This is a genomic window from Rhodoferax sp., assembly GCF_034519335.1.
Lineage (GTDB): Bacteria > Pseudomonadota > Gammaproteobacteria > Burkholderiales > Burkholderiaceae_C > Allorhodoferax.
In genome coordinates, this window is the sequence record NZ_JAXHOL010000001.1 from 197,052 (window position 1) to 209,949 (window position 12,898).

The 12,898-nt window shown below is 62.5% G+C and carries 11 protein-coding genes; 7 read left to right on the plus strand and 4 right to left on the minus strand.

Annotated elements, in window-relative coordinates:
* Window positions 1-96: 96 nt before the first annotated feature.
* The 3 genes from U5O12_RS01015 to U5O12_RS01025 form a co-directional block, all read right to left on the minus strand.
* Window positions 97-1,782, minus strand: coding sequence for a PhoH family protein (locus U5O12_RS01015; RefSeq protein ID WP_322576836.1), 1,686 nt, complete (start codon window positions 1,780-1,782; stop codon window positions 97-99).
* A 178-nt stretch (window positions 1,783-1,960) separates the two neighbouring features.
* Complete coding sequence (locus U5O12_RS01020) at window positions 1,961-2,437, minus strand: peroxiredoxin (protein WP_322576837.1); 477 nt, start codon at window positions 2,435-2,437, stop codon at window positions 1,961-1,963.
* Window positions 2,438-2,578: 141 nt separating this feature from the next.
* Complete coding sequence (locus U5O12_RS01025) at window positions 2,579-2,944, minus strand: Mth938-like domain-containing protein (RefSeq protein WP_322576838.1); 366 nt, start codon at window positions 2,942-2,944, stop codon at window positions 2,579-2,581.
* 119 nt (window positions 2,945-3,063) lie between these two features.
* On the opposite strand from U5O12_RS01025, the gene U5O12_RS01030 reads away from it, so the two are divergent.
* From U5O12_RS01030 to moaD, 5 genes are all read left to right on the plus strand, one after another.
* The gene (locus U5O12_RS01030; RefSeq protein WP_322576839.1) at window positions 3,064-4,290 is read left to right on the plus strand and encodes a pyridoxal phosphate-dependent aminotransferase; all 1,227 of its coding nucleotides are present in this window, start codon (window positions 3,064-3,066) and stop codon (window positions 4,288-4,290) included.
* 70 nt (window positions 4,291-4,360) lie between these two features.
* Entirely contained in the window at window positions 4,361-5,683 is a 1,323-nt protein-coding gene (locus tag U5O12_RS01035; protein WP_322576840.1) for a homoserine dehydrogenase, read from the plus strand.
* Window positions 5,683-7,113 (plus strand): threonine synthase, encoded by a 1,431-nt coding sequence (gene thrC / locus U5O12_RS01040; RefSeq protein ID WP_322576841.1) that lies wholly within the window; start codon window positions 5,683-5,685, stop codon window positions 7,111-7,113. The genes U5O12_RS01035 and thrC overlap by 1 nt, the downstream gene beginning before the upstream one ends.
* 78 nt (window positions 7,114-7,191) lie before the next feature.
* Window positions 7,192-8,439 carry a gephyrin-like molybdotransferase Glp gene (glp, locus tag U5O12_RS01045; RefSeq protein WP_322576842.1) on the plus strand — a complete coding sequence of 416 codons (1,248 nt, stop codon included), beginning with the start codon at window positions 7,192-7,194 and terminating at the stop codon, window positions 8,437-8,439.
* Entirely contained in the window at window positions 8,436-8,687 is a 252-nt protein-coding gene (gene moaD, locus U5O12_RS01050; protein WP_322576843.1) for a molybdopterin converting factor subunit 1, read from the plus strand. The genes glp and moaD overlap by 4 nt, the downstream gene beginning before the upstream one ends.
* On the opposite strand, the gene dapA is transcribed toward moaD, so the two are convergent.
* Window positions 8,674-9,615, minus strand: coding sequence for a 4-hydroxy-tetrahydrodipicolinate synthase (gene dapA, locus U5O12_RS01055; protein WP_322576844.1), 942 nt, complete (start codon window positions 9,613-9,615; stop codon window positions 8,674-8,676). The genes moaD and dapA overlap by 14 nt on opposite strands.
* 220 nt (window positions 9,616-9,835) lie before the next feature.
* Between dapA and U5O12_RS01060 the strand changes: the two genes are divergently transcribed.
* On the plus strand, window positions 9,836-10,336 hold the full coding sequence (locus U5O12_RS01060; protein WP_322576845.1) for a molybdenum cofactor biosynthesis protein MoaE: 501 nt from the start codon (window positions 9,836-9,838) through the stop codon (window positions 10,334-10,336).
* A gap of 98 nt (window positions 10,337-10,434) precedes the next feature.
* Window positions 10,435-12,897, plus strand: coding sequence for a putative bifunctional diguanylate cyclase/phosphodiesterase (locus tag U5O12_RS01065; RefSeq protein WP_322576846.1), 2,463 nt, complete (start codon window positions 10,435-10,437; stop codon window positions 12,895-12,897).
* Window position 12,898: the final 1 nt, after the last annotated feature.

Below are 12,898 nucleotides of genomic sequence, written 5' to 3' on the forward strand. Positions count from 1 at the left end.
ATCACAAAAGACAAGGGCTGGATGCCAAATTGGCCTCCAGCCCTTGTCTTTATTGCGCGAGCAGCTATGGAATCAATAGCGACTCAACCGGGACTGTCAGAGCACTTCACTCGCAAAGTCAGCCAAGCGCGAGCGCTCGCCACGCGCCAGCGTGATGTGACCACCGTGCGGCCAGCCCTTGAACTTGTCCACCGCAAAGGTCAGGCCCGACGAGCCTTCGGTGAGGTAGGGCGTGTCAATCTGCGCCAGGTTGCCCATGCAGATGATCTTGGTGCCAGGGCCAGCACGTGTGATCAGGGTTTTCATCTGCTTGGGCGTCAGGTTTTGTGCCTCGTCGATGATCACGTACTTGTTCAGGAAGGTACGCCCGCGCATGAAGTTCATGCTCTTGATCTTCACGCGGCTGCGGATCAACTCGTTGGTGGCCGCACGGCCCCATTCGCCGGCGCTGGTGTCGGTCTTGCCCAGCACTTCCAGGTTGTCGTCCAGCGCGCCCATCCAGGGGCCCATCTTTTCCTCCTCGGTGCCGGGCAGGAAGCCGATGTCTTCGCCCACGCTCACGGTGGCGCGGGTCACGATGATTTCGGTGTAGCGACGATCGTCCAGCACCTGGGTCAGGCCGGCGGCCAGGGCCATCAGCGTCTTGCCGGTGCCGGCTGTGCCGGTGAGGGTGACGAAGTCGACTTCCGGGTCTGTGAGCAGGTTCATGGCGAAGTTCTGCTCTCGGTTGCGCGTGGTAATACCCCAGACTGCGTTCTTGAGGTGGTTGAAGTCTTTGAGTGTCTTGAGCACTGCCGTGGTGCCGCGGATCTCGGTCACACGGGCGTAGAGGCTGGGCTCGCCGGGCGACTCGAAGTAAACAAACTGGTTGATCAGCATGCTGGGCACGACAGGTCCGTCCACCTTGTAGAAGGTGTGCGGGCCTTGCTGCCAGCTTTCCACGCCCTGACCGTGGGTCGCCCAGAAATCGGAGGGCAGGGCGAGCGCACCGGAGTACAGCAGGTCGCCGTCTTCCAGGGTCTTGTCGTTTTGGTAGTCGTCAGTGGCCAGGCCCAGTGCGCGCGCCTTCACGCGCATATTGATGTCCTTGGACACCAGCACCACCTCGCGCGGTGCGTAGTGCTGGCGCAATGCCTCCACCACGCCGAGGATCTGGTTGTCCGCCTTGCCCTGGGGCAGGCTGGTCGGCAGGGTGTAGTTCAGCGGCTGGGTCTGGAACATCAGCTTGCCGCGCGCATCCTTGTGGCCCGTGCTGTCGAGCTGGAAGCCGGCTGTGATGTCGGCGCCGGGCGTGCCTGCCAGTGCATCCAGGGTGCGGCTGGTCTGGCGGGCGTTGCGGGCCACTTCGGTCATGCCCTTTTTGTGGCCATCCAGTTCTTCCAGCACGATCATGGGGAGGTAGATGTCATGTTCCTCGAAGCGGAACAGGCACATCGGGTCATGCATCAACACATTGGTGTCGAGCACAAACAGCTTGGTCGGGCCTGTGCCTGCAGTCTTCTTGGCGCGGCGTACGGGGGACACTGCCGCCTGAGTGCGCGGCGCGTCCAGCACCGGGGTGCTTGCCGGTGCTGTAACGGGACTGTGTGTCAATGCCGCTGTTTGTGGTTTCTTGCTGGCTTCCGAAGGCCCCGATTTGCTGCGTGCAACTGGGGCAGCGGGGGCCTGCGTTTCGGTCTGCGGGGTTTTGCGCTGGGGGCGCTGGGAGGCTCGTGCGGGTGCGTCAAAGTCTTTAGCGGTCAGGCGATCGGCGCGCTTGGACGGGGCAGTGGGCAATGGCATGGAGTGGGCTCGCAGAGGATGAAAAGTAAGAAACAGATGCCGGAAAAACGAAAAAGCCGCCTTGAGCCAAGGCGGCTTTTTGTGAGAGCGCGGTTGCGACGTTCAACGGCATGAAACCATTATGCATGAGCACCATGGCCGTCTTGTTTTGGTTGTGCACCAAAACAACAGTGAACGGTCAGCCAGCTTTTTTGAGTGCTTTGACAGCCTTGAGCACGTCGTCTACGTGGCCGGGAACCTTCAGGCCACGCCACTCTTCTTTCAGCATGCCGTCGGCACCCACCAGGAAGGTGCTGCGTTCGATGCCTTTGACCTTCTTGCCGTACATGATCTTGTTTTTGACCACACCGAACATGTGGCACATTTTTTCTTCGGTGTCGGCAATCAACTCAAACGGCAATTCCAGCTTGGCCTTGAACTCGTCGTGCGACTTCATGTTGTCGCGGGACACACCAAATACTTCGGCACCAGCCTTGACGAAGTCTTTGTACTTGTCGCGGAATTGCATGGCTTCGGTGGTGCAGCCGGGGGTGTTGTCCTTGGGGTAGAAGTACAGCACCATGGTTTTTCCGACATGGGTGGTGTTGGTGACCTTGATGCCGCCGGTGGCGTTGGCTTCAAATTCGGGCAGGGGTTTGTTGACAACGATCGCCATAGGGTATTTCAGTCTCGCGTGCTTGATGTGTCAGTCGTAGTGCGGAGCGCCAAACGTGACAGCAATTTGTCGCCCCAGACCGCAACCCGCGATTTTACTCTGAAATGGCTACCGCCCCGCCACCAATTGCTAGTGGATTCCCTAGACCAAGAGCGCGGCCACAACCTTGCGGCCCTCGCCGGCCAGGAAGTTGTAGGTGCGGCAGGCGGCCTGGGTGTCCATGGTTTCCACGCCAATGCGCCGGCCGTACAGGGCTGTTAGCCACTGGGGTGGCGGGAACTGGATGCGCTCGCCGCTGCCAAACAGCACCAGCTCGGGCTCCAGGGCCGCCAATTCGTCAAAGTGTATGCCCTGCAGCTCGGCAAAACTGGGGCTGCCCCAGGGGCGGCACAGGCCCTGGCTGCTGACCAGGATGCTGGTGTGGTGCTGCTCGCCATTCACTGCCACCCAGCCGGGTCCGTAGCCGGTAATCGAGGGGCCTTGGGTGGCATCGGGGATGAATTTCATGGTCGAGGAGCGGGTTAGGGGGTAGGGGGCGCATGCCGCCGTGTTGACGCGGGCGTTGCCCTGTCGTTCTGTGGTCAAATTATAGGTTTCACCCTGTGCTGACACCTCCCGGAGGGACTTTGAAAACCATTCAGAAATCTGCCAAGCTGGCCAATGTGCTCTACGACATCCGCGGTCCCATCATGGACGCGGCGCGTCAGATGGAGGACGAAGGCCAAAAGATCATCAAGCTCAATCTGGGCAACTTGGCGGTATTTGGTTTCGATGCGCCCGAAGAAATTCAGCAGGACATGATCCGCAACCTGCCCAACTCGGCGGGCTACTCGGACAGCAAAGGCATCTTCGCTGCGCGCAAGGCGGTGATGCACGAGACCCAGAAGCAGGGCATTGCCGGCGTCACGCTGGATGACATCTACCTGGGCAACGGTGCCAGCGAGCTCATCACCATGGCGACCAACGCGCTGCTGGATAACGGCGACGAATTGCTGCTGCCCATGCCCGATTACCCGCTGTGGACCGCCGCGACCAGTCTGTCGGGCGGCACACCGGTGCACTACCTGTGTGACGAAGCCAATGGTTGGATGCCCAACCTGGACGACATCCGCGCCAAGATCACGCCGCGCACCAAGGGCATCGTGGTCATTAACCCCAACAACCCCACGGGCGTGCTGTATTCGGACGAGCTGCTCAAGGGCATCATTGGCATCGCGCGTGAGCACGGCCTGGTGATCCTGGCTGACGAGGTGTACGACAAGGTGCTGTATGACGGCATTAAGCACACGGCGCTGGCCAGTCTGTCCACCGACGTGCTGACGTTGACCTTCAACTCCCTCTCCAAGAGCTACCGTTCTTGCGGCTACCGTGCGGGTTGGATGGTGGTGTCCGGCCCCAAAAAGGCGGCGACCGACTACATCGAGGGCCTGAACATGCTCTCGAACATGAAGCTGTGTTCCAACGTGCCTGGCCAGTGGGCGATCCAGACCGCCTTGGGCGGCTACCAGAGCATCAATGACTTGGTCTGCGAAGGCGGGCGCCTGCGTCGCCAGCGCGATCTGGCCTACGAGCTGATCACCGCCATTCCCGGTGTGAGCTGCGTGAAGCCCCAGGCTGCGCTCTACATGTTCCCCAAGCTGGATCCCAAGGTGTACCCCATCACGGACGACCGGCAGTTTTTCCTGGAGCTGCTGCGCGAGACCCGCGTGATGCTGGTGCAGGGCACGGGGTTCAACTGGCAGCAACCTGACCATTTCCGCATTGTGTTTTTGCCGCACGAAGACGATCTGCGCGAAGCCATCGGTCGCATAGCCAAGTTTCTGGAGCAGTACCGTGCCCGCAACGGCAGCTGACTCACTCTGATTTTGATAGCGGTTCGCGCAGTATTTGCGAGGGCCAGAAGCCTTTTTACCTGAAAAATATATGAAACCGATACAAGTAGGCATCATGGGCCTGGGCACCGTGGGCAGCGGTGTGTTCAATGTCCTGCAGCGCAACCAGGAAGAGATCAAGGGCCGCGCTGGCCGCGGCATCGAAGTGACCATGGTGTCGCGCCGCAACACCGCGCTGGCCCAACAAATCGTGGGCGACAAGGCCCGCGTGGTGGCCGATGCACGCGAGATCATCCGCAACCCCGACATTGACATCGTGGTCGAGCTGATTGGTGGCTACACGCTGGCCAAGGAATTGGTGCTCGAAGCCATTGCTGCCGGCAAACACGTGGTTACCGCCAACAAGGCGCTCTTGGCCGTGCACGGTACCGAGATTTTTGCTGCCGCGTCTGCCAAGGGGGTGATGGTGGCGTTCGAGGCCGCCGTGGCCGGTGGCATTCCCATCATCAAGGCGCTGCGCGAAGGCCTGACCGCCAACCGCGTGCAGTGGATCGCCGGCATCATCAATGGCACGACCAACTTCATCCTGTCCGAGATGCGCGACAAGGGTCTGGACTTTGATGTGGTGCTCAAAGAAGCGCAACGCCTGGGCTACGCCGAAGCCGACCCCACCTTCGACATCGAAGGCGTGGACGCCGCGCACAAGCTCACACTAATGAGCGCTATTGCCTTCGGCATTCCCGTGCAGTTCGACAAGGCCTATGTGGAAGGCATCACCCAGCTGGGCTCGGCCGACATCAAATACGCCGAGCAACTGGGCTACCGCATCAAACTGCTGGGCATCACCAAGCGCATGGCCAATGGTATTGAGCTGCGCGTGCACCCCACGCTGATTCCGGCCAAACGCCTGATTGCCAATGTGGAAGGCGCCATGAACGCTGTAGTGGTCAATGGCGACGCCGTGGGCACCACGCTGTACTACGGCAAGGGCGCGGGCTCCGAGCCCACCGGCAGCGCAGTGATTGCTGACCTGGTGGATATCACCCGCCTGCACACCGCCGATGCGGCGCAGCGTGTGCCGCACCTGGCCTTCCAGCCCGGTGCCATGAGCAACACACCCATCCTGTCCATGGGGGAGGTGGTGACCAGCTACTACCTGCGCCTGCGCGTGGCCGACGAGGCTGGCGTGCTGGCCAAGGTCACCGGCATCCTGGCCGAAGCCGGCATCAGCATCGACGCGGTGCTGCAGCGTGAAGCCGACGAGATCAGCGGCGAGGCCGGCACCCAAACCGACGTCATCATCCTCACGCACGACTGCGCCGAAGCCAAGATGAACGCAGCCATCGCCCACATGCAGGGCCTGCCCACCGTGCTGGCGCCGATTACCCGCATCCGCAAAGAGGAGCTGAACTGATGCATTACCTCTCTACCCGCGGCAACCCTGACCGCAAACGCTTTTGCGAAATCCTGCTCGAAGGCCTGGCGCCGGACGGCGGCCTGTACCTGCCGGTGGCCTACCCGCAAGTGGACGACGCCACGCTCACGCGCTGGCGCAAGGTCTACCATGAGCAAGGCTATGCCGAGCTGGCGTTTGAAATCCTGTCGCTGTACGTGGATGACATTCCTGCCGACGACCTGCGCGCCCTGTGCGCCAAGACCTACACCGCCGAAGTCTTTGGCACCGGCGAGATCGTGCCGCTGCGCCACCTGGAAGACGGCGTGTGGATCGAAGCCTTGTCCAACGGCCCCACGTTGGCTTTCAAGGACATGGCCATGCAGCTGCTGGGCAACCTGTTCGAATACGAGCTGGGCCGCCGTGGGGAAGAACTCAACATCCTGGGCGCCACCAGCGGCGACACCGGCAGCGCGGCTGAATACGCCATGCGCGGCAAAAAGGGCGTGCGCGTCTTCATGACCAGCCCGCACGGCCGCATGAGTCCCTTCCAGCAGGCGCAGATGTTCAGCCTGCAAGACGCCAACATCCACAACATCGCCATCAACGGCGTGTTCGACGATTGCCAGGACATCGTCAAGGCCGTGTCCAACGACCTGGCGTTCAAGCGCAAGTACAAGATCGGTACCGTCAACTCCATCAACTGGGCCCGTCTGCTGGCCCAGGTGGTGTACTACTTTGCTGGCTATATCCAGGCCACAGAGACGAATACGCAGAAGGTCAGCTTCGCTGTGCCCTCGGGCAACTTCGGCAATGTCTGCGCGGGCCATGTGGCGCGCCAGATGGGTCTGCCGATTGCCAAGCTGGTGGTCGCCACCAACGAGAACGATGTGCTCGACGAGTTCTTCCGCACCGGCGTCTACCGCGTGCGCGGCACCGCCGATACGCACGAGACCTCCAGCCCATCCATGGACATTTCCAAGGCCAGCAACTTCGAGCGCTTTGTGTTCGACCTGCTGGGCCGCGATGGTGCGCGTGTCAAGGCGTTGTTCGGCGAAGGCCTGTCCAAAACCGGCCAGTTTGACCTGAGCGCCGACCCTGCGTTTGCCCAAGCGGCCAGCCGTTACGGTTTTGTCAGCGGCAAGAGCGTGCACGCCGATCGCCTGCGCACCATCCGCGAGACCTTTGAGCAGCACGGCATGGTGATCGACACCCACACGGCCGACGGCCTTAAGGTGGCGCTGGAGCAGCGCACGGAGGGCGTGCCCATGGTGGTGCTGGAAACCGCGCTGCCTATCAAGTTTGCGGGCACCATCGTCGAAGCCCTGGGCCGCGAGCCTGAGCGGCCCGCCAAGTTCGAAGGCATTGAGGCTCTGCCCAAGCGCGTCAAAGTGATGGATGCTGACGTGGACGCCATCAAGGCGCTGGTGGCTGCCGAGTGCGGCTACTGAGCCAAATAAGAGAGAAATAGCTGCTTGGCCCGCATGGAATTTGCGCGAGCAGCTATATAAAGCATAGCAAATCACCGCATGTCCACCGCCCCCCGCAAACCCCTGATGCCCCTGGACGATGCGCTGGCCCAGCTGCTGGCCAGCGTAGCGCCCCTTACCCAGACCGAAGCCCTGGCCACCGGTGATGCCGATGGCCGCGTGCTGGCGCAGGCCATCGTCTCGGGTCTGCAGGTACCGCCGTGTGACAACAGCGCCATGGACGGCTATGCGGTGCGCGTCGACGACGTGCTGGCCGCGCAGGGCGCCTTGCCGGTGTCCCAGCGCATTGCGGCCGGCAGCGTGGGGATGCCTTTGCAGCCCGGTACGGTGGCCCGCATCTTCACTGGCGCACCGGTACCTCCGGGGGCTGACGCGGTGGTGATGCAGGAGGAGTGCGTGATGGTGGAGGCCGCTGACGCAGCAGCCCCTCACGTCCAGATCCACAGCACCCCGCTGCCGGGCCAGAACATCCGCCGCTCGGGTGAAGACGTAGCCCGTGGCGATGTGGTGCTGGCCGCTGGCACCCGCCTGGGGCCCGCCGCCTTGGGTCTGGCCGCTAGCGTGGGCATGGCCCAGCTGCAGGTGGTGCGCAAGCCGCGGGTGGCGCTGTTCTCCACGGGGGACGAGCTGGTGCTGCCCGGCACCGTGCCGCCCGAGCAGATGCCGCCCGGTGCCATTTACAACTCCAACCGCTTTTTCCTCAGCGCCATGCTGCGCCGCCTGGGCTGCGAGGTGACGGACTTGGGCATCGTGCCCGACCGGTTGGATCCCACGGTGCAGGCACTGCAGCAGTCTGCGGCCAGCCATGATCTGGTGCTGACCAGCGGTGGCGTATCGGTGGGCGAAGAAGACCACATCAAGCCCGCCGTGCAGTCCCTGGGCCAGCTGGACCTGTGGCAAATCGCCATCAAGCCCGGCAAGCCGTTTGCGCACGGCCGTATCGGCGCTGCGCATTTCATAGGCCTGCCCGGCAACCCGGTGTCCAGCTTCGTGACCTTTGTGTTGCTGGTGCGGCCCTTCTTGCTGCGCTTGCAGGGTGTGCAGGATGTCGCTATGAAAAGCATAGCTGCCCGCGCAGATTTTGATTGGCCCAGAGCCGAAAAACGCCGTGAATTCCTGCGTGTGCGCCGCAATGAGCAGGGCGGCCTGGAGCTATTTACCAACCAGAGCTCCGGGGTGCTGACGTCTGCGGTGTGGGGCGATGGTCTGATCGACACGCCGCCGGGTGAGCCCATTCACTACGGCGCCACCGTGCGCTACATCCCGTTCAGCGAGTTGCTGGCATGAACGTCACCTTGCGTTACTTTGCTTCCGTGCGCGAGGCCATGGGCACCGGCACGGAGCAGCTGGACACCGCAGCCACTACCCTGGCCGCATTGCGTGCCGAGCTGGTGGCGCGCGGTGGTGCTGGCGCCGAAGCTTTGGCCCCCGGTCGCGCGGTGCGCATGGCGCTGGACCAGGTGATGAGCCCCGAGTCCGCGCCGCTCACGTCCGGCTGCGAAGTGGCGTTTTTCCCGCCGGTTACCGGGGGCTAACCTCCAGCGCGGTGCTGAGGGCCACCAGCCGCTCGGTGAGCGCCCGGGAGGCGGCCGTCATTGGTGCACGCAGGTCTGCCTGCATCAGGCCTTGCTGCGCCAACAGTGCCTTCACCGGCGCCGGGTTGGGCTCTGCAAACAGCGCTTCGATCAAGGGTTGCAGCGGCCGCCACAGCGTCTGCGCGGCCACCAGTTCTCCACGCAGCACGTGCTGCATCAGCGCCACCAGGCGCGCGGTGTGCACATGGCCACTGGCGGCAATCGCGCCAGTACCGCCCAACGCCAGGGTGGTGAAGATGTTGGCATCGTCCCCTGCCAGCACCTGCAACTGCCCATCGGCAATCAGCGCCTGGGTCTTGGCCATATCGCCGCCGCAGTCCTTGATGCCCACGATGTTGGGGTGTTGTGCCAGGGTGCGCAGTGTGGCCAGGCTCAGGGTCACGCCGGTACGTGCGGGAATGTCGTAGACCAACACCGGCTGCGCGCTGGCATCGGCAATGGCAGTGAACCACTGCAGCAGCCCGGCCTGCGACGGGCGGATGTAGTGGGGCGCCGGTACCAGTAGCCCTGCCAGGCTGCGGCTGCCCAGGGTGCGCACCCAGTCCAGCGTGTCGGGCAGGTGGTAGCCCGACAGGCCCATCACCCGTGCCAGGCCCGGCGCCGTCTGGGCCACTGTATCCAAAACGGCCAGCTGCTCCTCGGCACCCAGCGCGGCGGCCTCGCCCGTGGAGCCACAGACCACGATGCCCGCAATGCCCTGGGGCTCCAGGAGTTGCACCAGTTGGCGCAGGGCCGAGTGGTCCACGGCGTTATTGTGAAAGGGCGTGACCAATGGAATCCAGAGGCCGGAGAACCTGTAAGGGGCAGGGGAAGCAGTAGCGTGCACGCGAACATCCTTTGCAGAAACATGACCGATGGAAAGAACCATCGTCAGCTGCGCGGCGGGTTGCGTAAACGGGGGAGGGGTGTTGTTCGCAGTTCCATCGCTCATCTGAGGACGGAACCGCAGCTCCGGTCAAATGAGCTTGGGTTTTTTGGATTTGCTCGCGGCCACCACACGCGCGCCGACCAGGGCCAGAGTGGCCGTGGCAAGGAGTGCGGTGAATGCGAACATGGGCCACATGCTAGCACGGTGCCACAATCCATCCATGCCTTTTGACGAATCCAGCACCCCCCGTGTCCGCATCCAGCCGCAGCCCTTCGACGTGGCGCAGGAAATTGCTGCTCTGCAAGCGGGCGATCCGCGGGTGGGTGCCGTCTGCACCTTTGTGGGTACGGTGCGCGACCGCAATGCACCCGGTGCTGCAGGTTCGGTGCAGACGCTGGAGCTGGAGCACTACCCCGGCATGACCGAGAAGTCCATCGAGGCCATGGTGGACGCTGCGTTTGTGCGCTTTGACATTCTGGGCGCCCGCGTGGTTCACCGGGTTGGTGTGCTGCTGCCTACCGACGGGGTGGTACTGGTGGCGGTGACCTCGGCGCACCGTGGCCAGAGCTTCCAGGCCTGCGAGTTCCTGATGGACTACCTCAAGACGCAGGCCCCGTTCTGGAAGAAGGAGCAAACACCCGACGGTGCACACTGGGTGGACGCCCGTGTGAGTGATGACGAGGCCTTGGCCCGATGGGGCATAGAGGCCCGTAACGCCTGACTTTTTTCGGGCCCCGGCACCTACAATCGGCCCCAACACGCCAAACGGGGGGCGTTGCCCGCAGGTTTTGGCAAGCCAACTTCTCTACAAGGGTGGTCATGAATCTGGTGCACACGGCGCTGCGTGTCTTTCTGTTGCTCGCAATGGCGCTGTGGTCCATGGCGGTCAAGGCAGCACCGCTGGCAGTGGATTACCGCTGTGACGCCTTGCCCCTGTCCCAACTCACCCAGGCATCCTCTACAGGCTGGACCGCCGCCCCCGAAGGCAAAGTACCTGTGGGTGCTGATGACCAGCCGTGCTGGATTCGTATTCCGGCGTTGCCAGCGGGGCAGTCACTGGAGGCTGGGCAGTGGCTTTCGTTTGCCGATCTCAATGTACAGCGCGTGGACATTCGGTTGTTTGATGCCACGGGCAAACCGCTGGGCCAAGCGTTGCGCCTGGGCCAAAGCAGTGGTGCATTGATCACCGGGCTGCGTGCCATCTTCACACCCGATGCCCAAGCGCCGTTTCCGCTGTACGCCCAGTTTGCCCCGCCTCACGGCGTATTGGCCTACCCGGGCTTGGCGCACGAACTGGTCGTGGAGTCGGTGCAGGCGGACACCAGCCTGCGTGAAGAACAGGCCGTAGATTTACTTAACCACAGCGGTGCCATTTTCCTGCTCACCACTGCGCTGGTGGCGCTGTTCTTTGGGGTGGCATTGCGCGAATGGAACTACGGCATTTACGCCTTGTATGCCACATTGCAGTCGCTCACCATCTTCACCAAAAGCGGGCTTCCTTATGTGTTGGACGTAAGTTCGCCGCTCTGGCTGAACGCGTGGATTTTCAATTACCTGGTAGGCGTGCTCTCGGTTTTGCTCAGCGTGCGCTTTGGCCGCTTTAACCAGCATAGTCCTGTGGCCGCCCATGTGGCATACGGTGTTGCGGTCATGTTTGTGCTGCTGATTCCGCTGCACTATTTCTTGCCGGCTATCGCCAATGTGCTGATCTATGGCGTGGTGCCGCTGCACTTCTTGGCCCTCCTCACCGGCAACTGGCGCGGCTGGCGTGCCGGTGAAAGGGGCTGCGGCATCTTGCTGCTGGGCATGACCCCCATTGCCGCTTATTGGTTGGGCTTTTTGCTCTACAGCGTGGTACTGCGCGAGCCCATGCCCTCTGAGCTGGCGCTTGGCTCCCCGTTTGATTTTGTGCGCACCCTGCTGCTGCCCGTGGCCTTTTGTTATGGCATTGCCGACCGCACCCTGCGCCTGCAGCGAGAAACCGCCCGCATGGCCCGCTTTGATGCCCTGACCGGGTTGCTCAACCGTGAAGGCGCACGCCAGTATGGCCAGCAGCGGATTGACGGCGGCAGTGTGCCCATTGTCCTGATGCTCAATGTGGAGAGGTTCCATGCGATCAACGAAACCCTGGGGCCCTCACTGGGCGACCAAATATTGGTGGAAACCGGACGCAGGCTGCAAGCCGTCTGCCGACCCATGGCAACCGCCCATGTGGGACGCATGCATGCAGACCAGTTCTGCCTGGTGTTTCCCAGTGACTACCCATTGGCATTCGTGCGTGAGTCTCTCGAGCGCGCGTTCAGTGTTTCTGCGGAAGTCGAGGGGCAGGCCGTCGACATTGCGCTGTCGGTTGGCGTCGCCTTGCCTCCCGAACAGAAGACAACCATGGAGCAGCTCCTGCGCAATGCCGAAATCGCGCTCGATGCAGGCCGCAGCCAGCATCGCAATTGGCTGCAATACCAAGCAGAAATGGAAACCAGCCAGCGGGCCGACTTGGATCTGTTGTCTGAACTCAAGCGCGCGGTAGAGCACGGCGAGCTGCGGCTGTACTTGCAACCCAAAGTGCGCTTGAGCGATGGCACGGTCGGCAGTGCCGAGGCCCTGGTGCGTTGGGAACATCCGCGGCGCGGCATGATTCCACCGGGAGAATTTGTTCCCTTTGCTGAAAAAACGGGCCGCATCACACTCATTACCCGCTGGGTGCTGGAGCAGTCCATGCGGCTGGCTGCCAGCTACCGTGCTCAAGGGCAGCCACTCCAAATTTCGGTCAATTTGTCCACCTTCGATTTGGGGGAGGCAGGGTTTGCCGCCCGCACTGCCAAACTGGCCCAGGAGGTCGGGGTGGACCCGGCTGACATCCGGTTTGAAATTACCGAGAGCGGTGCCATGCGCGATCCGGCCTCGGCGCTGGAGGTAATGAACGCCCTGCGGGCCAGTGGCTTCAGCCTGTCGATTGACGACTTTGGTACCGGGTATTCCTCGTTGGCCTATCTGCAAAAAATGCCAGTGGCCGAACTCAAAATCGACCGTGCATTCGTGCGAAACGTTCGCCCCGGCAGCGATGGCGCGGCTCTGCTGGAGTCCACCATCGCCATGGGACACCGGTTGGGCCTCAGCGTGGTGGCGGAAGGGGCGGAGGACGCCGAAGAGTGGGCGCTTGTTGTGCGCCATTGGTTGCGACTATGCGCAGGGCTGGTACGCCGCGCGTCCCATGCCCGTGCCCGAGTTCGAGCAGTGGTGTGCAACCCAGCTGCCTTTTTTGCGATGAGTCGGATTTTTTAAT